Annotated in this window: 11 protein-coding genes and 1 pseudogene; 6 read left to right on the top strand and 6 right to left on the bottom strand. The window is 68.9% G+C overall.

Features of this window, described 5'->3' with window-relative positions:
• Nucleotide 1: 1 nt before the first annotated feature.
• The 6 genes and pseudogenes from OG223_RS47150 to OG223_RS47125 form a co-directional block, all read right to left on the bottom strand.
• Nucleotides 2-6,550, bottom strand: coding sequence for a type I polyketide synthase (locus OG223_RS47150; protein ID WP_329263197.1), 6,549 nt, complete (start codon nt 6,548-6,550; stop codon nt 2-4).
• A gap of 9 nt (nt 6,551-6,559) precedes the next feature.
• Nucleotides 6,560-12,106, bottom strand: a pseudogene (locus OG223_RS47145) (type I polyketide synthase); the annotation flags it as partial.
• A gap of 51 nt (nt 12,107-12,157) precedes the next feature.
• A complete protein-coding gene (locus OG223_RS47140; protein WP_329263193.1) occupies nt 12,158-15,235 on the bottom strand; it encodes a type I polyketide synthase in 3,078 nt (1,025 codons plus the stop codon).
• 52 nt (nt 15,236-15,287) lie between these two features.
• On the bottom strand, nt 15,288-16,025 hold the full coding sequence (locus tag OG223_RS47135; RefSeq protein ID WP_329263191.1) for a thioesterase II family protein: 738 nt from the start codon (nt 16,023-16,025) through the stop codon (nt 15,288-15,290).
• The gene (locus OG223_RS47130; RefSeq protein ID WP_329263188.1) at nt 16,022-17,272 is read right to left on the bottom strand and encodes a cytochrome P450; all 1,251 of its coding nucleotides are present in this window, start codon (nt 17,270-17,272) and stop codon (nt 16,022-16,024) included. The genes OG223_RS47135 and OG223_RS47130 overlap by 4 nt, the downstream gene beginning before the upstream one ends.
• Nucleotides 17,269-17,490, bottom strand: a complete 222-nt coding sequence (locus OG223_RS47125; RefSeq protein ID WP_329263184.1) for a phosphopantetheine-binding protein — start codon at nt 17,488-17,490, stop codon at nt 17,269-17,271. Before OG223_RS47125 ends, OG223_RS47130 begins: the two co-directional genes overlap by 4 nt.
• Before the next feature lie 629 nt (nt 17,491-18,119).
• On the opposite strand from OG223_RS47125, the gene OG223_RS47120 reads away from it, so the two are divergent.
• The 6 genes from OG223_RS47120 to OG223_RS47095 all read left to right on the top strand — a co-directional run bounded on the left by OG223_RS47120 (nt 18,120) and on the right by OG223_RS47095 (nt 24,614).
• The gene (locus tag OG223_RS47120) at nt 18,120-18,971 is read left to right on the top strand and encodes a putative nonproteinogenic amino acid hydroxylase (RefSeq protein ID WP_329263182.1); all 852 of its coding nucleotides are present in this window, start codon (nt 18,120-18,122) and stop codon (nt 18,969-18,971) included.
• A gap of 1,044 nt (nt 18,972-20,015) precedes the next feature.
• Nucleotides 20,016-20,531 carry a toxin-antitoxin system HicB family antitoxin gene (locus OG223_RS47115; RefSeq protein ID WP_329263179.1) on the top strand — a complete coding sequence of 172 codons (516 nt, stop codon included), beginning with the start codon at nt 20,016-20,018 and terminating at the stop codon, nt 20,529-20,531.
• 81 nt (nt 20,532-20,612) lie between these two features.
• Nucleotides 20,613-21,455, top strand: a complete 843-nt coding sequence (locus OG223_RS47110; RefSeq protein ID WP_329263176.1) for a DUF4097 family beta strand repeat-containing protein — start codon at nt 20,613-20,615, stop codon at nt 21,453-21,455.
• A gap of 89 nt (nt 21,456-21,544) precedes the next feature.
• Nucleotides 21,545-22,531 carry an ATP-binding cassette domain-containing protein gene (locus OG223_RS47105; protein ID WP_329263173.1) on the top strand — a complete coding sequence of 329 codons (987 nt, stop codon included), beginning with the start codon at nt 21,545-21,547 and terminating at the stop codon, nt 22,529-22,531.
• Nucleotides 22,528-23,319, top strand: a complete 792-nt coding sequence (locus OG223_RS47100) for an ABC transporter permease (RefSeq protein WP_329263170.1) — start codon at nt 22,528-22,530, stop codon at nt 23,317-23,319. Before OG223_RS47105 ends, OG223_RS47100 begins: the two co-directional genes overlap by 4 nt.
• Nucleotides 23,320-23,876: 557 nt before the next feature.
• Nucleotides 23,877-24,614 carry a class I SAM-dependent methyltransferase gene (locus tag OG223_RS47095; protein WP_329263167.1) on the top strand — a complete coding sequence of 246 codons (738 nt, stop codon included), beginning with the start codon at nt 23,877-23,879 and terminating at the stop codon, nt 24,612-24,614.
• Nucleotides 24,615-24,836 lie beyond the last annotated feature (222 nt).

Below are 24,836 nucleotides of genomic sequence, written 5' to 3'. Positions count from 1 at the left end.
GTCACTTGCCCCTCTCGTCCAGTGCCAGGTCGACGAGCGCTTCCAGGTCCATGGCCCCCAGTTCGTCCGCGCCGCTGTCCGCGTCCGGCCGGCGTGGTTCGGCGCAGGCCAGGACCAGCTCCAGGAGCCCCGCCCGGCGCAGGCTGTCGATCGGGACGGTCCGCAGTGCTTCGCGGATCTCCGCGTCCTCGGCCGTGCTCGTGTCGGACACCGGACGCAGCAGGCCGAGCAGGTGCCGGGCCAGGTCGCGTGGTGTCGGGTAGCTGAAGACGAGCGTGGTCGGCAGGTGCAGTCCGGTTGCCGACGCGAGGCGGTTGCACAGCTCTACGGAGGTCAGCGAGTCGAATCCGAGGTGGGTGAACGCCTGGTCGGCGTCGACGGTCGCGCCGGACGGATGTCCGAGCACGAGGGCGGACTGCAGGCGGATCCAGTCCAGTACGGCGGTCTCCGCCTCGTCCCGCGCCAAGGCGGCCAGTCCGTCGGGCAGGCCGAGGAGGGAACCGCCCCCGCTCATGCCCGTCGGCCTGCGGCGGGTGCGGCCGGCGTCGACCAGATCTCGCAGGAGGAGCGGCAGTTCGGCTCCGGTCGTGTTGCGCAGGGCGGGGAGGTCCAGCCGGGCCGGGATGAGCACGGGCCTGTCGATCGCGCGTGCCGAGTCGAGCAGGGCCAGGGCTTCCGGTGCCGGCATCTCGGCGACGCCCAGCCGCCGGACCCGCGAGCGGTCGACGTCGTTCAAGTGCCCGGTCATACCGCTCGGCTGCTGCCACCAGCCCCAGCACAGGGACGTGCCGACGAGGCCGGACGCCCTGCGCCACGCCGCCAGACCGTCCAGGAAGCCGTTCGCCGCCGCGTAGTTGGCCTGTCCTCCGGTGCCGAGTGTGCCCGCGAGCGCGGAGAACAGGACGAACGCGGAGAGGTGGTGTTCCTTGGTCAGCGCGTGCAGGTTGACCGCGCCGCCGACCTTGGCGCGCAGTACGTGGTCGAGGCTCTCGGCGGTCAGCGATTCGACGGTGCCGTCCGCGAGCACTCCCGCAGCGTGCAGGACGGCCGTCAGCGGGTACGCGGGCGGCATGTCGGCGAGGAGGTCCGCCACGGCGGCCCGGTCCGCGACATCGCATGCCACGACCTTGACGCGTGCCCCCGCCTTCTCCAGGTCCGAGACCAGCTCCGGGGCCCCGTCGGCCGCCATTCCCCGGCGGCCGGCCAGCACCAGGCTCCGGACGCCGTGTTCGGCGACGAGATGCCGGGCCACCAGTGAACCGACTCCCCCGGTTCCGCCGGTGACCAGAACGGTCCCGCCGCCGTAGCCGCTGCCCAGATCGAAAATGATCTTCCCGGTGTGGCGGCCCTGGCTCATCTCGCGAAACGCCGTGCGTGCGTCGCGGATGTTCCGGACGGCGATCGGGTTGAACCGCACCCGCCCGTCGGCGAACAGCTCCATGACGGCCCGGAACATCTCACTGATCCGGTCCGGGCCGGCCTCGTAGAGGTCGAAGGCCCGGTAGTCGACGCCCGGATGGTCGGCCGCCACCTGCCCGGGCTCGCGGATGTCCGTCTTGCCCATCTCGACAAAGCTCCCGCCCTCGGGCAGCAGCCTCAGCGAGGCGTCGACGAAGCTGTGCGCGAGCGAGTTCAGTACGACGTCCACGCCGCGACCGCCCGAGGATTCCAGGAACGTGTCCGCGAACTCCAGGTCCCGCGACGACGCAAGGTGCGCATCGTCCAGCCCCAGATCGCGCAGTGCGGGCCACTTGGCCGGGCTCGCGGTTCCGAAGATCTCGGCACCGACGTGCTTCGCCAGTTGTACGGCCGCCATTCCCACACCGCCGGCTGCGGCGTGGATGAGGATCCGTTGGCCCTTCTCCAGGTTGGTCACACGGAAGAGGGCGTAGTAGGCGGTGAGGAAGGCGCCCGGCACCGACGCGGCCTCTACATAGCTCCAGTCTTCCGGGATGGGCATGAGCATGCGGTGATCGGCCACGGCCACGCGACCGAAGGCGCCGGAGAAGATGCCCATGACGCGGTCGCCCGGTGCGAGGCCGGTGACGTCGTCCGCCACCTCGATCACGGTGCCGGCGCCCTCGCTGCCGATGCCCGCGTCGATGGCGGTCCTCGCCACCAGCCCCAGGGCGATCGTGACGTCCCGGAAGTTGAGGCCCGCCGCGTGCACGGCGACGCGGACCTGTCCGCTCGTCAGCGGCGCCTCCGCCTCCGGGCAGGGGACCCAGATCAGGTTCTCCAGCGTCCCCTTGTCCGGGATGCCCAGCCGGTGGGCGCCGACCGCCGGCGGCTCGATCCGGTTGGCCGCCGGTGCGGCCCGCGTCATGCGAGGCACGAGGAACGCGCCGCCTCGCAGGGCCAGTTGGTCCTCGTCGAGGGCGAGGGCGTCGGACAGACCCGCCCAGGACGCCTCCTCGTCATCGACGTCCACCAGCCGGAACCTGCCGGGGTGCTCCGTCTGGGCCGACCGGATCAGACCCCACACGGAGGCGCCCGGAAGGCTCTCGACATGCTCTCCGCCGCCGGTGGCGAGGGCCAGGCGGGTGAGGACCACCAGCGTGGATCCGGCGAGCGACTCCTCGGCGAGGAACCGCTGGACCCGCTCCAGCACCTGCGTGTCCGCGCCGCCGACCGTAGCGAGCAGATCGGGGTCGTCGGCGACGAGGTCGTCCAGACAGAGCACGAGGTGCCATGGTGCCTCCCCGGCGACGGCGTCGTCCATGGAGGCGTACAACACGGCGCTCTCATCACCACCCGGCCGGGAGAGCCGAGCGGCCAAGCCGTTCGCGTTGCCTAGAACACCCCACTGTCCGGGAGGAGTTGGACGCGCCGGCGGCTGTACCGACCGCCATCCCACTTCGTACAGCGACTGCTCGTGTGCGCCGCGCGCCGAGCGCAGCTGCTCGGCGCTCGTCGGCCGGAACGTCAACGCCCCGACGCGGGCGATCTCGTGGCCGTGGTCGTCGGCGATCGTCACGGCCACCGCGCTCTCGCCGGCCGGGGAGATCCGGACCCGCACGCTCGGGCCGCACTCCCCGAGCAGCTCCGCACCGGACCAGGAGAAGGGCATCCAGGCCTGGCCGCCGTCCACCGCGATGACGCCGCCGGCCACCACGACGTGCAGCGCCGAGTCGATCAGCGCCGGATGCAGGGCGAATCCGCCACCGAGCGAGCCTTCACCGTCCGTCGGCAGCCTGGCCGTCGCGAAGAGTTCGTCACCGCGCCGCCACACCTCCCGCAGTCCGCGGAACGTCGGCCCGTAGTCGAACCCCGCGTCCATGAACGTGTCGTAAAGCCCATCGATGTCGAGCCGCTTCGCTCCGGGTGGCGGCCAGACGGCGAGTGACGGTGCGTCAGGTTTCAGTGCCGTGCCCGGTGTCAGGCTCCCCGTCGCGTGGCGCGTCCAGCCGCCGGTCGTCGGGTCGTCTCCGGTGGAGTGTGAGTACACGTCCAGGGAGCGGTGTCCCGTCTCCTCCGGCGCGCCGACGACGACGCGTACCCGGACGTCGTCCGAGGCGGGAAGGATCAGCGGGACTTCCAGGGAGAGTTCCGCCACGGCCGCGCACCCGACGAAGTCGCCCGCCCACAGCGCGAGGTCCAGATAGGCGGTGGCGGGTACGACGACCTCGCCGAACGCGGTGTGATCGGCGAACCAGTCGTGGGTCCGCAGGGACCATAGGCCGGTGAACTCCACCTCGTCGGTGCCGGGGTGGTCCACCACGGCGCCCAGCAGCGGGTGTTCCGCCGTGGACAGTCCGGCCGAGGCCATGTTGCTGGCGCCCGCCTCCGCCTGGAAGTCCAGCCAGTACCGGTGCCGCTGGAACGCGTACGTCGGGAGGTCCACCGAGTGGCGCGAGCCGAACAGGGCGCCCCAGTCGACCGCCCCGCCCCGGACGTGGAACTGGGCCAGTGCGCCGAGCAGGGGCTCGACCGCTCCGCGGTTGCGTCGCGACGACGCGAGCACCACCGCGTCGTCCACTCCCGCGACGGCGAACGCCTCCCTGGTGATGCTCGTGAGCGTGGAGCCCGGCCCGAGTTCGAGGAAGACGTGCGCGCCGGCCGTACGGGCACATTCCACCGCGGTGTAGAAGCGGACGGGTTCGCGGACGTGGTTCACCCAGTGCGTGACGGACGTCAGTTCCTCCGGCGTGGCCTCGCGGCCCAGCCTGGTCGAGACGACCGAGATCGACATCCCGCCCGCTGGGAACCCGCCGATCGATGCCGCGAACTCGTCCAGGATCGGATCCATGAGCGGGGAGTGGAACGCGTGGTCGACCTCCAGCAGCTTGGCCGAGGTGCCGCCGGCCACGAGGAGTTCGCGGAGTTCGACGACCTCGTCGCGGCTGCCCGAGACCACCACCGAGTCGGGGCCGTTCACGGCGGCGATGCCGATGCGGTCGTACGGGCCGAGCAGGGCGCTCACGTCGTGCTCGGATGCGCGCACGGCGAGCATCGCGCCGCGCTCGGTGACCGTCTGCATGACTCGCCCCCGGGCGGCCACCAGCCTGGTCGCGCTGTTCAGGTCGAGGGCGCCGGACACATGGGCGGCGGCGATCTCGCCCACCGAGTGACCGAGCAGGTGGTCGGGCGGCCCGCAGAACTCCACCATGAGCCGGTACAGGGCGACTTGCAGGGCGAACAGCGCGGGCTGCGCGATGTCGGTCCGCCGGGCCCGGGCTTCCGGGGGCGCGTCGGCGAGGAGGAGGGGCTTGAGCGCGAAGGACAGTTGGGCGTCGAATCGTTCGCAGACCTCGTCGAGGCTCCGCGCGAAGACGGGGAATGCCTCGTACAACTCCCTTGCGACACCGGCCCATTGAGAGCCCTGACCCGGGAACATGTAGACCGTTCCCCCGAGGTCACCGGCGAGGCCGCGCAGCACCCGGGCCGACTCCGTGCCCTCGCCCACTGCCGCCAGGCCGTTCAGCAACTCGTCCCGGCCGCGCCCCAGTACCACCGCGCGATGCTCGAACAGCGACCGGTTCGACACCAACGACCGGCCGATGTCCACGGCATCCAGGTCCGCGTCGGCTGTGACGAAGTCGCGCAGCTTCTCCGCCTGGGCCCGCAGCGCCCCCGCCGACCGCGCCGAGACGATCCAGGGCACCAACCCGTCCGCACCGCCGGGCACTTGACCGACCGCGTCGGGCACCGCCTCGTCCTCTGGCGCCTGCTCCAGGATCAGGTGCGCGTTGGTGCCGCCGGCCCCGAAGGCGGACACGCCCGCGCGCCGGGGCCGTCCCGGAGCACTCGGCCATTTCATGGACCCGGTCAACAGCTCCACCGCCCCGGCCGACCAGTCCACATGTGTCGTCGGACGGTCCACGTGCAGGGTCCTGGGCATCGTCCGGTGGCGCATCGCCATGATCATCTTGATCATCCCACCGACGCCGGCGGCCGCCTGCGCGTGGCCGATGTTCGACTTCAACGACCCGAGCCACAGCGGCCGATCCGGGTCCCGGTCCTGCCCGTAGGTCGCCAGCACCGCCTGTGCTTCGATCGGATCGCCCAGCATGGTGCCGGTGCCGTGGGCCTCCACCACATCCACGTCTGTGGCCTGGATGCGCGAGTTGGCCAACGCCGCCCGGATCACCCGCTGTTGGGCCGGCCCGCTCGGCGCGGTCAGCCCGTTGGACGCCCCGTCCTGGTTGATCGCCGAGCCACGGATCAGCGCCCAGATCCGGCGCCCGTTGCGCCGCGCGTCCGACAGCCGCTCCAGCACCAGAACCCCGACGCCCTCGGAAAAGCCGGTGCCGTCGGCCGCGTCGGCGAACGCCTTGCACCGGCCGTCCACCGCCAGGCCCCGCTGCCGCGACATCTCCCGGAACACCTGTGTCGTCGCCATGACGGTGACGCCTCCGGCCAGTGCCAGCGCGCACTCGTCCTGCCGTAGTGACTGCACCGCCTGGTGCACCGCCACCAACGACGACGAGCACGCGGTGTCGGTCGACAGCGCCGGGCCCTCCAGGCCCAGCGCGTACGAGACGCGTCCGGACGCCATGCTCAGGAGCGATCCGGTCTGCCCGTAGCCCGAGATGGCCTCGGGGGTGAAGGAGTGGTTGCCGTACCCGAAGTACGCCACTCCGGCGAAGACGCCGGTGTCACTGCCGCGCAGGGTCTGCGGGTCGATGCCGGCTCGCTCCAGCGACTCCCACGAGGTCTCCAACAGCAACCGCTGCTGCGGGTCCGCCGCCAACGCCTCGCGCGGGTTCATCCCGAAGAAGTCGGCGTCGAAGTCGCCCGCGTCGTGCAGGAATCCGCCCGAGCGCGTGTAGCAGGTGCCTGGGCGGTCGGGGTCCGGGTCGTAGAGAGCGTCCAGGTCCCAACCGCGGTCGTCGGGGAAGTCCGACATCGCGTCCCGGCCCGCCCGCACCATGTCCCACAGCGCCTCCGGGGACGTCACCCCTCCCGGGAAACGGCAGGCGACGCCCACGATCGCGATGGGCTCGGCAGCGGCCTCCGTCAGCTCCTTCAGGCGCCGGCGTGTTTCGATCAGTTCGATCGATGTCCGCTTGAGGTAGTCGAGAACATCGGCGTTGTCGTCGTTCGTCATCGCTCTCCCCTAGCCGAGCTCTTTGTCCAGCAGCGAGAGAAGCTCTCCAGCTGATGCGGCAGTGATGCGGTCGACGATGCCGACCGGTGATCCGTCGCCGACCGTCGAACGGACCCGGTCCTGCAACCCGCCGATCAGCGTGGAGATGGCGGTCTTGTCCTCGTCCGCGAGATCGTGGAACGCGTTCTCCAGGCGGGCGCCCAGCCCTTCGATCTCCTTGACCAGACGGTCGGCCGGAGTTTCCTGCTCGCTCCCGGAGCCGGGGTTGATGTCCGCGGTCAGGAACAGGGCGAGGGCGCTCGGGTTCGGGTGGTCGAACGCGAGGGTGGCGGGCAGCTTCAGGCCGGTGACCGCCGCCAGTTTGTTCCGCAGTTCCAGCGCCATGAGCGAGTCGATCCCCAGGTCCTTGAAGGCCGTTGCGGGACCGATCCGGCCGGTGTCGGCGTGGCCGAGGACAAGCGCGGTCTGCGCCCGGACGGCATCGAGCAGCACCGCCTCCGCGTCGGCCTGCGACAGCGACCTCACCTGGCGCGCGATTCCGACGTCGGAACGGTCCCCGCTCCCAGGACCGGCGGATTCGCCGATCAGACCGCGCAGGAGCGGGGGGCTCTCGTGACTGGCGCTCGGCCCGGACAAGGGCAGGAGGTTGAGCCGTGCAGGCACCAGCACGGGCTCGTCGCGCGCGATCGCCGCGTCGAAGAGTGCGAGCCCCTCGCTCGACGACATCGGCCGCACGCCCTGCCGTCGTAGCCGCTCGATGTCCAACTCGCCGACATCTGCGCCGAGTTCGCTGCGTTCGGCCCAGTAGCCCCAGCACAGTGCGACGGCGGTCAGTCCCTCGGCTCGGCGGGCTTCCGCCAGCCCGTCGAGGAACGCGTTGGCCGCCGCGTAGTTGGCCTGCCCTGCCGTCCCGAGCACACTCGCGATCGAGGAGAACAGCACGAACGCGGACAGGTCCAGGTGTTGGGTCAGTTCGTGCAGGTGCCAGGCGCCACGCACCTTCGGCGCCAGTACCGAGTCCACGCGGTCGTCGGTCAGCGCCTCGACGACTCCGTCGTCCAGCGCGGCCGCGCAGTGGATCACTGCCGTCAACGGGTGCTCGTCCGGCACCGCGGCGATCAGCTCGGCGACGGACTCCCGGTTCGTGACGTCGCAAGCCACGATCTCGACCTGGGCACCCGCCGCGGTCAGCGCCGCCTTCAGCTCTGTCGCCGCAGGAGCCGCCGATCCACGCCTGCTGGTAAGCACCAGCCGGCGCACTCCGTGCCGTTCCACGATGTGCCGGGCCAGCAGCGCTCCGAGGCCGCTGGTGCCTCCCGTGATCAGCACCGTCCCACAGCCGAGATCGGAGACGCGATCGGTCCGGCCGAGGGGCCCGCGGGCGTGGGCCAGTCGGGGAACGGTCAAGGCACCGGCCCGGATCCTGAGTTGAGGTTCTCCGGTCCTGGCCGCCGCCGGAACGCAGGCCCACGAAGCGACCTGATCGTCCGTGTCGACGAGCACGAACCGGCCCGGGTTCTCGGTCTGTGCGGTGCGCACAAATCCCCAGGCCGCGGTCGCCGCAGGGTCGGTGCGGGGAATCCGGTCGTCGTGGATCGCACCCCGCGTCACGATGACCAGTCGCGACTCGGCGAACCGGTCGTCGGAGAGCCAGTCCCGTGTCCACCCCAGCACACGGTGGACGTTCCGTTCGGCCAAGGCGGGTGTGTCGTCGTCGCTCGCGTGCGCCGGGTCGAGGCAGGCGATGACGACGGGGGGTGTCGCCCGGTCGGAGGCGGCGAGTTGATCGAGGTCCGCGAAGACCGCTCCGCCTCGTCCGAGCACCTCGTTAGGCGCTCCGATCACCGCGTACCGGCCCGCGGCGGCGCCGGACGGGACCCGGAGCGGGGCCCACTCGACCCGGAACAGCGAGTCCCGGCGGTCGAAGCTCAGCTCGGTCAACTGCCCTACGTCAGCGGGCCGCAGGAGCAGGGAGGCGACACAGCCGACCGGCGCTCCGTCTTGATCCGCGAGGGTCACGGACACGGTGTTCTCCCCCGCCGGTGCGAGGCGGACGCGCAGCGCGGTCACCGTCGCGGAGTTCAGGCGGATCCCGGTCCAGCGGTACGGCAGCCACCCTTCGGGCCGGGAGTCGTCGACGAACGGCCCGAGGCCGATCGGCAGCAACGCGGCCTGGAACAATGCCGGATGGATCCGGAACCCGGCCGAACCGGTGCCGTCGAGCGCGGCTAGCTCCACCTCCGCGAACAGGACGTCGTCGCGGCGCCACACCTCCTTCAGGCCACGACCCAGGGGTCCGTCGTCGAACCCGAGGACGGACAACCCGGCGTCCTCCACGGGCACTTCGACCGCGCCCGGCGGAGGCCACGCAGTGAGGTCCGTCTCCCGTCGGGTGCCTCCGGTGTCGACCCCGAGGACCCCGACGGCGTTCCGCGTCCACTCGGCTTCGCCCTCGACGCGTGAGTGCACGCCGATCACCCGCTTGTCGTCAACGACGACACGGATCTCACGGTCGGCCGTCCGGGAGAGCAACAGCGGTGTCTCCAGAGTGAGTTCGTCGACGACGTCGCACCCCGCCCTGTGCGCCGCCCACATCGCCATCTCCACCAGCGCTGTCTCCGGCACCAGGACGGCACCGTGGACCATGTGGTCGGCGAGCCACGGGTGGCGCTTCAGCGACAGGCGCCCGCCGCCCACCACTCCACCGCGCTCTCCGTCGTCGGGCAGATCGATCACGGCGTCGAGCAGTGGGTGGTCCGACGTGCTCCGGGTGGTGCTCTCGTCCGGCGTGTCCAGCCAGTAGCGCTGCCGCTGGAATGCGTACGTGGGCAACTCGACCCACCGGCCGTCCCGGCCCGGGAAGGCCGCCTCCCACGCGACCTCGACGCCCGCCACGAAGGCCTCGGCCACCGACCGGTACAACCGGGCCGACCCGCCGTCGCCACGGCGCAGTGAACCCACGACCACCCCGTCGGCTCCGGGGGTGGTGTCGAGCATCACCTGGATGTTGATCGTGAGCAGGGGGTGCGGGCTGGCTTCGACGAAGGCGCCGTACTTCGCTTCGAGGAGGCGCTTCATGGCGGCTTCGAACTGGACCGGTTCACGCATGTTGCGGAACCAGTAGGCCGCGTCCAGCTCAGCGGTGTCCATCGGTCCACCCGTCACCGTCGAGTAGAACTCCACGGGAGAGGCAATCGGTGCGATGTGGCCCAGCTCGTCCCGGAGCCGGTCCTCGAACCGGTCCATCAGCGGCGAGTGCCCTGGGACGCTCGCCGGTATCCAGCGCGCGCGAACGCCCTGGGATTCGCAGGCCGCCACCAGTTCCCTCACGGCAGTGGCCTCGCCCGAGACACTCGTCGAGTACGGTCCGTTGATCGCGGCGATCGCGACCCGGGACTCCCACGGCTCCAGCAGCTCCCGCACCCGGTCTTCCGGTGCCACGATGCCTGCCATGCCGCCGTCCTGGGCGGTCGTGGCCAGCATCCGGGACCGCAGTGCCACGATCTTGGCCCCGTCCTCCAGGGCCAGGGCGCCCGCCGCGCAGGCCGCGGCGATCTCGCCCTGGGAGTGGCCGATCACTGCGTCCGGTGTCACCCCAAGGGAACGCCACACTTCCGCCAACGACACCATCACGGCGAACAGCACCGGTTGGACGACGTCGATCCGGTCCAGGTCCGCCGCCTCCGGCCCCCCGCACACGGTGTCGGTCAACGACCAGGACACCCACGGCTCCAGCGCTTCCGCGCACGCACGCAGCTGTTCGGCGAAGACCGGGCTCGACTCCCACAACTCCCGTCCCATACCGACCCATTGGGAGCCCTGGCCGGGGAACACGAACACCGTCCTGCCCGTCGGCTTCGCGACGCCGGACACCACACCGGCGGGACTCCTGCCTCCCTCGGACACGGCGGCCAGGCCTGCGAGCAGCTCGTCCCGGTCGGCACCGATCACCACCTGGCGGTGCTCGAACATCGATCGCGTCGCCACCAGCGCATGCCCGACCGCCGCGACAGGCAAGTCCGAGTCCGCAGCCACCCTCTCCCGCAGCCGCAGCGCCTGCTCCTGCAGCGTCTCCGCCGACCGCCCCGACAGCACCCATGGCACCGCTCGGGGAACGTCGGCCAATACCTGGCCGGTGCCGGAATCCCCGGCCGGACGAGCCGCGGCCGCCTCCGCCTCAGGTGCCTCCTCAAGGATGAGGTGCGCGTTCGTGCCGCTGACCCCGAAGGACGACACGCCGGCACGCCGGGGCCGCCCCGGTGTGCTGGGCCAGTCCCGGGCTTCGGTCAGTAGCTCCACCGCCCCGGCCGACCAGTCCGCGTGCGGGGTCGGGCGGTCCACGTGCAACGTCTTGGGCAGGACCCCGTGACGCATCGCCATGATCATCTTGATCGCCCCGCCGACGCCCGCGGCCGCTTGCGTATGTCCGATGTTCGACTTCAGCGAGCCCAGCCACAGCGGGCTGCCAGGTTCCCGGTCCTGACCGTAGGTGGCCAGCAGCGCTTCCGCCTCGATGGGATCTCCCAGCTTCGTGCCGGTCCCGTGCGCTTCCACCGCGTCCACTTCGGCGAGTGACAGCCCGGCGTCGGCCAGGGCTGCTCGGATGACCCGCCGCTGGGCCAGTTCGTTCGGCGCGGTCAACCCGTTGGAGGCTCCGTCCTGGTTGATCGCCGAGCCACGGATCACCGCCCAGATCCGACGCCCATTGCGCTGCGCGTCTGACAACCGCTCCAGTACCAGAACGCCCGCGCCCTCGCCCCAGCCGGTGCCGTCGGCCGCCGCCGCGAACGACTTGCACCGCCCGTCGGCCGACAGGCCCCGCTGCCGTGCGACCTCCACGAACAGCCCCGGAGTCGGCAGCGCCGACACCCCGCCGGCCAACGCCAGCGCGCACTCCCCGGAGCGCAGGGACCGCACGGCCTGGTGGACGGCGACCAGCGACGAGGAGCACGCGGTGTCCACCGACACCGCGGGACCTTCCAGGCCCAGCACGTACGCCACCCGGCCCGAGGCCGCGCTGGTGTAGGTCCCGGTGATCGCGAAACCCTCTGTCTCGCCGGCCGCGCCGCCGCCCATCCGCGGGCCGTAGTCGACCCCGTAGATCCCGGTGAACACGCCGGTCGCCGAACCCCGCAACCCGGCCGGGTCGATGGCCGCCCGCTCCAACGCCTCCCACGACGTCTCCAGCATCAACCGTTGCTGCGGGTCCATCGCCAGCGCCTCTCGCGGGCTGATCCCGAAGAAGGCCGCGTCGAACTCGGCGAGATGGGGCAGGAACCCGCCCGAGCGGGTGTACGTCTTGCCATGCTTCTCAGGGTCCGGGTCGTACAGCGACTCCAGGTCCCACCCACGATCCAGTGGGAAGTCACCTATCGCGTCCACACCGTCGGACACGACCCCCCACAGCTCTTCGGGGGACATCACCTCGCCCGGGTAGCGGCACCCCGCGCCCACGATCGCGATGGGCTCGCGAGTGGACTCCTCCAACTCGCGCACCCGCCGGCGCAGGGCCTGCGCATCGCCGACGGCGCGTCGCAAGTAGGACCGCAGCTTGTCGACGTCCTCCACCAAGGCCTCCCCGGCTGTTACCTGGACGAACGGGTGGTGCTACACGTATCCGCGGTCGATCAATTCGTACAATTCGTCATCGCTGTGGTTCTCCGGACTCGATTCCCTGAGCGTTTGCGGGACGTCGGTCGCCTCCGGCTCAAGGAGGGAGAAGATGTGATGCCCGAGCGTTCGCGGAGTGGGGTAGGAGAACGCGACGGTGGCCGGCAGCCGCACACCGGCCGCCGCGGTGAGCCGGTTACGAAGCCGCACCGCCATCGAGGAGTCGAAGCCCAGCTCCTTGAAGGTGTCGGTCCCCCTTGCCGCGAGATCGGCGCCCGTCAGATCCGCGGCCTTCTGGCCCAGCACCAGTGCGGCTTCGGCGCACACGAGATGAAGGACCGATGCTTCCGAGTCCAGGTCCGCTGTCCTGATACGGGCGACAACGGGAGTGGTGTCGCTCTCTTCTGGGGCTGTCAGCCAGTACCGCTGCCGCTGGAACGGGTAGGTCGGCAGGTCGATCCGGCGGGTCCGGTGCGCGAGGAACGTCGCCTCCCAGTTCACCGGCACACCACGCACGTGGAGCTCGGCCAGCGACGCCAGGACCTTGCCCACGCTCCCGTCGTCCTTGTGCAGCGTGCCCACCACCACCGGTGAAGCAGCCAGCGAGTCGGCGGCCTCCTCCATCGCCACCTGGAGCACAGGATGAGGACTGACTTCGACGAACACACCACCGCGGTCTCGCATCAGGTTCTCGACCACCTCGCCGAATCTCACCATCGAGCGGAGGTTGTCGTACCAGTACGGTCCGTCGAGAGCGTGTGGGTCGAGCACCTCGCCGGTGACAGTGGAGTGGAACTCCACCGGCGTCTTCCTCGGCGAGATTCCCGCGAGGTCCGCAAGCACACGATCACGGATGCGTTCGACGTGGTTGGAGTGCGATGCGTAGCCCACGTTGACCCGTCGCACCCGGACTCTCTCACCGACCGCCCTTCCGGCGAACTCCTCCAGCGCGTCGTCGTCCCCGGAGATCACTACCGATTCGGGCCCGTTGACTGCGGCCGTGGAGAGGCGCCCGGACCACGCCCCCAGCCGGTCCCGAACCCATTCGGGGGACGCTGACACGGCACTCATCCCACCGCCCAGGGCGGCCAGTTCGGTCAGGGACCGGCTGCGCAATGCAACGATCCGCGCCGCGTCGTCGAGCGAGAGCGCACCCGACACGCACGCGGCGGCGATCTCGCCCTGCGAGTGCCCCACTACGACCTCGGGGACCACACCCAGCGACTGCCACACCCGCGCCAACGACACCATCACCGCGAACAACATCGGCTGCACCACGTCCACCCGGTCCGTCGACGCGGCCGACTCCGCGCCGGTCAGCACATCGACCAGTGACCAGTCCGTCCACGGCGCCAAGGCCATCGCGCACTCGTCGATGCCGCGAGCGAAGACCTCCGACTCGGCGTACAGCCGCCTCCCCATACCGGCCCACTGCGAGCCCTGACCAGGGAATACGAAGACCACCGGACCCAGCGGCGGTCCTTCGGCCACTCCACGGATCACCCGCACCGAGTTCTCGCCTGCCGCCACTAGGTCCAGGCCGGCCAGTGACTCCTCACGGCCGCCGCTGAGTATTACCGCCCGGTGTGCGAACGACGACCGCGTCGACACCAGGGAGTACCCCACGTCGGCCGTGGACAGCGACGTGTCCGCGGCCACGCGATCCCGCAGTCGTGCCGCCTGCTCCCGCAGCGCGGGCTCCGACCGTGCCGACAGCACCCACGGCACCACCCCGGAGACACCCACGGAGGCCGCGTCCTCACTCGATGCACGGATTTGCGTCTGCTCCTGGGGTGCCTCTTCGAGGATCACGTGCGCGTTCGTGCCACCCATCCCGAACGCCGACACCCCTGCCCGCCGTGGCCGGCCCTGTGCACTGGGCCAGTGCCGCGCGGCGCGGAGGACTTCGAAGTCCTCCTGGAAGTCCGGGATGGCGGGGTTCGGAGACCTGAAGTTCAGACTCTGAACCAGGTGAGCGCGGTCAAGGCAGAGCACAGACTTGATGAAGCCGACGATCCCTGCGGCCGACTCCAGGTGCCCGACGTTCGTCTTCACCGAGCCGATCACCAGGGGGTGACGGCGTCCAGTTTCCCGGAACACCTCACGCAGGCCGGAGATTTCGGCCGGATCGCCGAGCCGTGTTCCGGTGCCGTGGGCCTCAACGTAGTCGACGCCGTCGAATGAAACGGCCGCGCGTCGGAGAGCGGACAGCACGGTCGCCGCCTGCGCCTCAGGGCTGGGATCCGGCATGCGCGAGGACGCGCCACCGCTGCCAACACCCCAGCCACGGACCACCCCGTAGATGTGATCGCTGTCGGCGACCGCGAGGTCGAGCCGTTTGAGCAGGGCGAATCCGCCGCCCTCTCCCCGGACGAAACCGCTGGCCCGTTCGTCGAAGGTGAAGCAGAGGCCGTCAGGCGACAAGGCACCCAGGTTCGCCAGGCCGAGTCCTTCTTCCGGATCGACGATCAGGTTCACGCCGCCCACGAGCGCCATGTCGACCGCGCCGCTGCGGATCCGTTCGCAGGCCAGCGCCAACGACACGAGCGCCGAGGACTGGCCCGAGTCCGCGCAGAAGCTCATACCGCGTGCGTCGAACAGGCTGGAGATCCTGTTGGCTATCAGCGCACCGCTCGAACCCAGCGCGGCGTAGTGGTCGTCCCGGTCGCTGCCGGCCAGCCTGCGCAGCACGTCGTACCCGGAAGGTCCGGCACCGACCAGGACGTCGATCTCACGGCCCGCGAGCGCGCTCGCCGAAATGCGGGCGTTTTCGACGGCCTCCCAGGCGAGTTCCAGTCCCAGCCGCTGCGCGGGGTCCATCGCGGTCGCTTCCGCTGAACCCGTGCCGAAGAACTCCGCATCGAATCCGTCGATGGAATCGAAGAACGAACCCGATGTCATGGTGGCGGTGTCTGGGTGAGGAGTGGGGGTCGAGGCGACCGCCCGATGCACGGGGAACTTCCCGACGGTCGATCTCCCGTCGAGCAGCAGGCGCCAGAATTCACCCAGGTTGTGCACACCGGGGAAGCGGCACGACATCCCGATGACGGCGATATCGGCAGCTGCTCCACTCATGCGAACTCCTTCCGGTTTTCCCGACACACGGCTGCTGAGAGCTGCACCGCGTTCACCGCCAACAGGTCAACAACTCCCGCAATTTGTCGGGCGCGTTCGCGAAGTCGTAGTGCCCGCCGTCCACAACCTGGAAGTCGACCGAATCCGAGTACCGACGCCACCCCTGGAGCTGATCGAGGCTCGTCTCCGGGTCGTCCCGCCAGTGCAGTACGACGATGGGGCATCGCACCTCGACCGGCTCCGTCCGCCGGTACGCACGCGCGGCGGCGTGATCGCCGAGCAGCACGGACAGGCCCACATCGACCATGTCCGGCCGTGGCTCGATGCCCCGGCCGCGGACGAACGACTCCACCTCGGCGCGCAGTTCGGATTCGGTCATGGTGAGCATCCGGTCACGCGAGGCGTCGTGCGGTGCCGGCTGGCCCGACACGAAGAGGCAGTCCGGCCCGGGCAGACCGAGTTCGGCGAGCCGTACCACGGTCTCGTACGCGGGCAGCGCGCCCGCGCAGTGCCCGAAGAACGCGAACGGCCGGTCGAGCAGTGGCATCAAGGGGTCGACCAGGCAGTCGGCAAGGTTCTCGTAGGTGCCGTAGTGGGGATGAGCCAGCCGGTTCTCTCGGCCGGGGAACTGCACCGGACAGACCGCGGTGTCGGCCATCATGGCCGGCCAGGCGCTGAAGGCCGACGCCCCGGTCCCGGAGTAGGGGAAGCAGAAGATCCGGGCGGGGTGGTCGGTGGATGGTGGCCGGACGAACCACGGCGAAGTGTCGGTGGTGGAGCCGGTTGTCATGACGTCTTTCGTTTCTGGGCGACGATGGGGAGGTGGGTCATCCCGGCGATGAAGTACGACCGCAGGTGCTGCGGTTCGCCGGCGAGGTCGATCGGTCCGAACCGCTGGAGCAGTTCCTCGAAGAAGATCCGCAGGGTCAGCCGGGCCAGCGGTGCCCCGATGCAGAAGTGCGGCCCGAACCCGAAAGCGACCTGGCGCTTCGCGCCGCTCCTCGTGATGTCGAAGGCGTGCGGATCGGGGAACTGGGACTCGTCCCGGTTGGCCGACCCTATCCACGCGACGACCGCCCCGCCGGCCGGGACCGTGCCCCCGCCGATCTGGATGTCGTTCACCGCGTACCGCATGAAGTTGCACGCGGCCGATGTCCAGCGCAGTCCTTCCTCCACCAGGTTCGGAACCAACGACGGGTCGGCCTGCGCCTTCTCGAACTGCTCGGTCCTCTCTATGAGCGTGTGCACCGTGCCCGAGATGGTGTGCGGCGTCGTCACGTTGGCGCCCAACAAGATGCTGTAACCGTTGAGGGCGATCTCCTCGTCGGTCAACGTTGCGTCTCCGGCGCGGACGCTCATGAGGTGGTCGAGCAGGCTCCCGTCCTCGCCTCCGGTCTTCCGTCGCCGTTTGACCCAGTCAGTGACGTAGGTGACGAGCTCGTGGTGGGAAATGGCCAGCGTCGCGGCTTCGCTGCCGTGCTGGAAGTGCGGGTCCGAGGGGGCCGTGACCATCGCGGTCAGCTGCACGAGTTCTTCCCAGTCCCGCTCCGGGATCCCCAGGACAGGTCCCGTCACGATCGCCGGGAGGAGCAGCGCCTGCTCGGCCAGGTCGAAAGTGCCGCCGTTGAGCGCCGGTTCGAGGAAGTGCACGGTCGCCTTCCGGATCCGGTCCTGCCAGGAGGCCACGGCCCTCGCGGTGAGTTTGGAGCCGATCGCCCTGCGGACCTCGGTGTGCCGCGGTGGGTCTGTGGACGTCATCAACCTGCCCGCCGCGACGTCGTCCTCCCCGAGGTGGGTGACCACAGTGCCGCGCTCCGAGGTGAAGTCCCGGTGGTCGCCGAGCACACGGCAGACATCGTCGTAGCGCGTCACCGACCAGAACTCCCTGCCGTCCGGCAGGACTTGGTGATGCAGGGGTGCCTTCGCCCGCATCGCGTCCCAGATCGCGTGCGGATCGCCCGAGGTGTAGAGATCCAGGTCGAACAGGTCGACGCGGCCGAGGTCGATGTCGCTCCCGGTACCCGGAGTCAACCTCACGGCAACGACCTCCCCCGCGCGATCAGCTCGGCGACCCGAGCCGGGGTCTGCGCCAGGTAGAAGGCGCGCACAGACAACTCGACGCCATAGTCCTGGGAAACTCGGTCGATGATCTGGATTCCGATCAGGGAATTCCCACCGAGCGCGAAGAAATCGTCATCCGCCCCGACCTCGCAACCATTGAGGTATTCCCCCCACAGCACCGAGATCTCATGCACGAGCGACACTGGTGCATTTACAGGCGCGGTTTGTTTCTCTGACGCCTCATCCTGCCCACCTCGCTGGTGTACCTGCGGCCCCGACTCCATCGCCAGCCTTTCATTCTCCGTCGAACGGAAATGACCACCTACGCTACATGTTCGCAAGGTTCGCCAGCGGGCGCCGCGCGAATAATCAAGACGAACCTAAAGCTCTACTACAGACTACGCAAGGCATCCATCCCCTTCAGGAAAGACATCCGAATGTTCATCAGCGGCACCCTATTGTGGCTCCACGGAGGGTATTCCGTAGCCTCCCCGAGTTCGATGTCGGCTACATCGCGGATCCTCGGAAACCCCGTGCGGCGGATGACAGCACAGACACCCCGCCGGCACCCGTTGTCCCGCCGACAGGACAGTAATGTGCGCCTCCGCCCTGACCGAACCGACGGCCGATCCGGCTCGCGACGCCTGGGAGATACAGGCCGACACCGCTGGCAGTCCACCTGCGCGGCCTGCGACACCCCTGGACAGACCGAGCTCTCACTACCTCGCGACCAGCCACGTCATTGCCAACACATTTACGAAGAATTATGGTGACGACTCGGAGTAATGCCCAGCACTTTCTGGGCTAATCAAACGATCATGCATTGAAGGGGATTTCGTTGCTTAATTCGCAACGGCTTGCGGTGCTGCCCATCGACTTGCTCGATCTGGATTCCGAACTGTCCATCGTGGACAGCCACGAGTACGGAGGCGAGTACGATGCTCTCACTTTCGGGTCGTGGTCGTGCCATGTCCTGGCCAACGGCAGTGGAGCCGATTCCGATATCGCCTTCCGCCCCCACGATGGCCGTCTGACCCTCACTGAACTGGGCAAGCAGCTACCAGGCATCATGTCCCTGGTGACCGAGAATTTCTCCCTGGACCGGTTGCAGTGGGTACGCATCTTCAGCCTGCGTGACGGAATCATGGCTCCGCACGTGGACTTTCTCGAATGGTCCAAACCAGGCACCAGGCTACAGATTCCGTTGCGTACCAGCGAAGAGTCCCTGCATTCCGAGAACGATGTCGTCTACCACCTCCGTCGCGGGGAGGTGTGGAAGATACACACGACTGTCCCGCATTCCGCGCGCAGCTCTTCCGAGACCGCCCGGCTCTCCCTCTGTCTCGACTTCTCGGACGCCGAAGAGCCCGTCGCGATCCGCAACGACATACCCGCGACCGAGCCGATCCGCATCATCGAACGACCTGAGGCGACAGAAGCGGAGCTCGAAGAACTCGCAGGCTCCGGCCGGACGTTGACCCCGGCGACCATGCGGTCGGACTTCCGTCGATTCGCCGCGCTTCACTTCGAGCGGCGCACGCATGCCGTCGCGGCGTTCGACTGGTACGAAGAGGCCGCGCGGCGGAGCGGGGACGCCAAGGTGCTCGCAAAGGCCCAGGCCTTCCGCAGGTACTGCGTCGACAGCAGGGCTGACGGGGAGACATTCGACTGGTGAGGGGCCACGGACCAGGACAGGGTCCCGCGATCCAGCTCGCAGTTGACTTGGTGCCTGTTCGGCGGATCGAGTCGCGGCGAACCGCCGGTTCCTCGTAGGTCGCCCCCCCGTACAGCAGCTCCGTCAGCGGCGAACGACGATGCCCCTGAGCGGCCGGCGGTTTTCCATCGCCGCCGATCCGGCACGGCCGCTGAAGTGTTGTCCCGGCGGCGCCCCGGACATTCTGTGGTCTCACCTGCACTGATGATGCGCCGAAGGTCGGGGGCGCCTGCGGGCCTCGCGAGCACGGCGGGCCTCGTCGGCCACTCCTGTCTGCCCGGACACTGCACGATCAGCACCTCGGCCGCTGCAGACGCTCCTTCGGGAAAAGGAACGTGCGTCGATGCCGAGCCTCCAGCCCAGGGGAAGCAGACCAGCACCGGGCCGTCGGCTCCACCAGCCAGCCGGACAAACCTGTCGCGCCCTATGACCCCGTTGCCGGCGACGGCGTCCCTGCCTTGGCGACCGCTCCTCGATCCCATGCAGCCTGTGCGCGCTGCCGCGCCGGCACAGGGTCGCAACATTCCCGTCCTGGAGCCGCCCATGCCCCGCCCACAGGAGGCGTCCTCGCATGGGAATGAACGACAACCCCTCGGCCTCGTCGAGCGCACTGCCGCGCCCGGGCCAGGGGCAAGCTGGGGCTGCTCAAGTTCCTACGGTTCCCCCTGACGGGTCGGGGCGAACAAGACCGAACCTGCTGATGCCGATAGGCAAGCCCCGGCACAAGACTGTTGCCACCGAGGTCACTGCGCCGGCGCCCAGGGCCACGATCGGTCGAGCACCCAAGCCGTCGGATGACGCCGAGTGTCACCGTTTGACGCTACCCCGCTGTCACTTCGGCGTCTTTCCACGCCTCCGAAGCCAGTCAGGAACACATGGCGCCACGATGACACAAGTGGCCCTATTACCGATTTCCGCAGCTCAAGGCAGTTGCCCATAAGCTCACTCCACACCCGGCACCATTGAGGCTTGCGCATAGCGCCACAGTGGTGCCATCATGGCGTTATGGACCTCACTCCGTATGTCGACAACCTGCGGCGGGAACTCGCGGTGGCCGCCGAAGCCGGCGGCGAAGACGCCCGCGAGCTGGCCGATCGGCTCACCGCCCCCCTGGAGTCGGCGACTCGGCTGACCTTGCTCAACGTGCTCTCCGCCGCGATGGACGAGATCACCCGCGAGCTCGCCCCTGGCTCAGTCGACGTACGGCTGCGCGGGCTGGACCCCGACTTCGTGGTAACGCCGCCGCCCGTCGACGTCGGCCCCATGGATCCGACGGAGCCCGTCGAACCACTCAGGACGCACCCGCCCGTCGAAGGTGACGAAAGCGGAACGGCGCGCGTCAATCTGCGCCTGCCGGCCCACCTCAAGGCGCGCGCCGAGGAGGCCGCGGCCCACGAGGGTCTGTCGGTCAACGCGTGGCTGGTGCGCACCGTATCGGCCGCGGTCGATGGCGGCACCCGGCCGCGTACGACGGAGAGGACCCGCACCCTCGGACAGAGTTACACGGGTTGGGTGCGCTAGCCGCACCCAACCCGTACCGCTTCATCCACACCACGTCCCACCAGCGGGGACGGCCCAGGGACTCACAAGGACGGGACAACCATGCCTTCTTTCGACACCCCCGAACCGATCTCGGTCACCGCCTACGTGTATGCCGGTTCCATCCGGTTCAGCGCGGGTGACCGCCTCGACACCGTCGTCGAGGTACGACCCCGCGACCCGAAGAAGGACCTGGACGTACGGACGGCCGAGCAGACCCAGGTCACCTACGCGAGCGGCGTACTGACCCTCGCCACGCCCAAGGCCAATCTGCTCGGGCGCGGCGGCACCGTCGACGTGACGGTCGAACTGCCCACGGACTCGAACATCGCCCTGGACGGCGCCGGGGCCCATGTGATCGGCGAGGGCCGGCTCGGCGAGGTCCACGTGAAGACCTCGGCCGGCGACGTTCGCCTCGACACCACCGGCCCGCTGCAGCTGAAGGCGTCGCACGGCTCGATCAACGTGGAACGGGTCGAGGGCCTGGCAGAGATCACCAGCAGCACCGGCAACATGCGCGTCGGCCTCATCGACGGCCCTGCCGTCCTGAAGAACTCGCACGCCACCACGACCATCGGCGCCGTGACCGGCGAGCTGCGGGTGAGCGGCGCCAACGGTGCCATCGACATCGCGCGCGTGGAGGGGTCGGTCACCGGCACCACCACCAACGGCACTCTTCGCATCGGTGACGTCGCCCACGGCAGCATCCAGTTGGAGACCGCCAACGGCAACGTCGAGGTCGGCATCCGCGAGGGCGCCGCCGCCTGGCTCGACGTCAGCACCAACCACGGCCAGGTGCGCAACACGCTCGGCGGGACCGAGGCCCCGGAGCGGACCGAGGACAGCGTCAAGGTCCGAGTACGGACCAACTGGGGCAACATCGATATCCTCCGCGCCAAGGCCTGAGCGACACCGCACTTCAGCACCAGCCGCACCTCCTCCGCCCCCATGTCACTCCAGCCTTCTAACGGGAGGGCCCCATGTCTTCATCTGTCATGCCCACATCCATTCAGACTGACGGTCACCCGTCGCCCGCCGCCATCTCCGCAGACGGTCTGCGCAAGTCGTTCGGCGACAAGACCGTCCTCGACGGCATCGACCTGCGTATCCCGGCCGGGTCCGTGTTCGCCCTGCTCGGCCCCAATGGCGCCGGCAAGACCACGGCCGTGAACATTCTGTCCACCCTCATCTCCGCCAACGGCGGCCAGGCCCAGGTCGCGGGCCACGATGTCGCCACAGCCCCCCAAGCAGTCCGCGCCGCGATCGGTGTCACCGGGCAGTTCTCCGCCGTCGACGGCCTGATCACCGGCGAAGAGAACATGCTCCTCATGGCGGACCTGCACCACCTCTCCAAGGAGGAAGGCCGCCGTACCGCCGCCGAACTCCTGGAACGCTTCGACCTCACCGAAGCCGCCAAGAAGCCCGCCTCCACCTACTCCGGCGGCATGAAGCGCCGCCTCGACCTCGCCATGACCCTGGTCGGCAACCCACGGATCATCTTCCTCGACGAACCGACCACCGGCCTCGACCCCCGCAGCCGCCACACCATGTGGCAGATCATCCGCGAACTCGTCACGAGCGGTACGACCGTCTTCCTCACCACTCAGTACCTGGAGGAGGCAGACCAACTCGCCGACCTCATCGCCGTGCTCCACGACGGCAGGATCGCCGCCCAGGGCAGCGCCGCCGAGCTCAAGCGACTCATCCCCGGTGGGCACATCCGGCTCCGCTTCACCGACCCGGCCGTCTACCAGGCCGCCGCCACCACCCTGCGTGAAGTGACTCGGGACGACGAGGCACTCGCCCTGCAGATCCCCAGCGACGGCAGCCAGCGCGAACTGCGCTCCATCCTCGACTGGCTGGACTCGGTCGGCATCGAGGCGGACGAGCTGACCGTGCACACCCCCGACCTCGACGATGTTTTCTTCGCCCTCACCGGCCCGGCCAACGTGCCCAACCAGTCCAAGGAGGATGTCCGATGAGCGCCCTCAGCCTCGCCGTACGCGACTCGAACACGATGCTGCGCCGCAATCTGCTGCACGCGCGCCGCTATCCGTCCCTCACCCTGAACCTGCTGCTCACGCCGATCATGCTGCTGCTGCTCTTCGTCTACATCTTCGGCGATGTGATGAGCGCCGGCATCGGTGGCGGCGGCGCCGATCGCTCCGACTACATCGCCTACATCGTCCCCGGCATCCTGATGATGACCATCGGAAGCACCGTGATCGGGGCCGCGGTGTCCGTCGCCACCGACATGTCCGAGGGTGTCATCGCCCGCTTCCGTACGATGGCGATCCACCGCGGCTCCGTGATCATCGGGCACGTCGTCGGCAGTGTGCTGCAGGTGCTCGCCAGCCTGGTCCTCGTCGGCGCCGTCGCCGTGGCCATCGGCTTCCGGTCCACGGATGCGACGGTCCTGGAGTGGATCGCAGCGTTCGGGCTGCTCGCCCTGTTCTCCCTGGCGCTCACCTGGATCGCGGTCGGGATGGGCATGGCCAGCCCGAACGCCGAGGCGGCCAGCAACATGGCCATGCCGCTGATCCTCCTCCCCCTCATCTCCAGCGCCTTCATCCCGGCCGACACGATGCCGGGCTGGTTCCAGCCGATCGCCGAGTACCAGCCGTTCACGCCGGCCATCGAGACCCTGCGCGGCCTGCTGCTCGGCACCGAGATCGGCAACAACTGGTGGATCGCCATCGCCTGGTGCGTCGGCCTGTCAGCCCTCGGCTACCGCTGGTCGCAGTCACAGTTCAACCGCGACCCGAAGTAGGAAACCCGAGCGTACGGGCCACCTCGCGCAACTCGTCCCGCCCCAGGGCGGCGTACTCCGACACCGCGTCGGCATACGCCGCCCCATCGGCGTTCTTGGCTGGAATCCCATCCTTCATCCTCGGTTGGTCTCGTACACGCGCCACGTGAAAGGACCGAATCCACGCAGGGCCTCCTACCGGGAGAGAACCTTGTGTCCAAACACCGCACGCCGAGAGCGGAAGGTGCCGCCGCGCTGGGCGGAAACGCGTCCATGGGCAGCGCAGGATCGCGTAAGAGTGTCCCGCCGACGGGACGGGCACGTTCGACAGCGGCTTGGCGTCCCGGCCCTGGCGTTGACTTGACCGGCACGCAGGCATGCGGACTTACTGTGCCGCAGACGCTCAAGAATCTCCTGACGGCCAGTAAAATTCTCGCAGCTATTTTCGGCTACTCCGACGCGAGAGTGGTTGACAATGACGGATATTTCTTTCGAGTACGAACCATTACTTGCTCACCGTTGTCACGCGGAACGGCCATCGGTACGGTCTTATTCAGCGAATCGAGTCGAGGAGGAACATGGACAACGATGTTACAAAAGGGCTGCTACCAGTGCTACCAGAGCTCAGTGGCCTGCTACCAGACCTTCGTGGCACGGACATCACAAGCCTGCTGACCGACTACGCTCGAATGGCGAAAATCGTGTCAGTAGTAGACGCCGCCCGCTTCCTGGAAGAGAATTTCGCGTCGGCACAGAACCTTGGAGGGCGGGAGAATCTCCTTCGGCACGCCTGCTGCTCGGTGAAGATGGACGGCGACGTACTCGAGTTCGGTGTTATGGATGGGCAGACCTTGGCCATCCTCTGTGACGAATTCCAGGATCTCACTGTGCACGGTTTCGACTCGTTCAAGGGGCTGCCCGAGGACTGGACCCACGACAGTCCAAGCGGCACGTACAGCACTCAGGGGAGGATACCGACCGGCCTTCCGTCGAATACGAAGCTGCACATCGGCCTGTTCGAGGACACGCTGCCGAAGTACCTGGCCGGCACCGACGCTCCGGTTGCCCTCCTGCACATTGACTCGGACCTGTACTCCAGCGCGCGCACAGTACTGTTCGGACTTGCCCCACGGCTGCGGGCGGGTTCGATCATCGTTTTCGACGAGTTCCTCAACTACCCAGGCTGGCGTCAGCACGAGTACCGCGCCTTCACCGAGTTCGTCGACGCGTTCGACATCGAGTTCCGTTACTTCTCTTTCGCATCGAGCTATCTGTCCGTTGCAGTGCTGCTGGACTCTGCGCCCAAGGCGAGCTGAGTCGCGCAGACGATGTCGTAGGTGTGGCGCCCTCCTGCATATCAATTCATGTGTAGCGGCTGTCGGTTCTGTGCCGGTCCTTATAGCAGGCAGCCAGGGCGCGTCTGACGTATCGCTGCGCGGAGGCACGACCACACTCGTAGGACTCCGCCTTCGGGCCGGACGGAGGGCTCGGTCTGCACGGCTATCAGCCCCAGGGCCACGTACCCAACAGCCCGGTCG

It is taken from the genome of Streptomyces sp. NBC_01478, assembly GCF_036227225.1.
GTDB lineage: Bacteria > Actinomycetota > Actinomycetes > Streptomycetales > Streptomycetaceae > Streptomyces.
The sequence above is the reverse complement of the archived record's forward strand: the minus strand, read 5'-3'. Positions and strand labels throughout refer to the sequence as shown.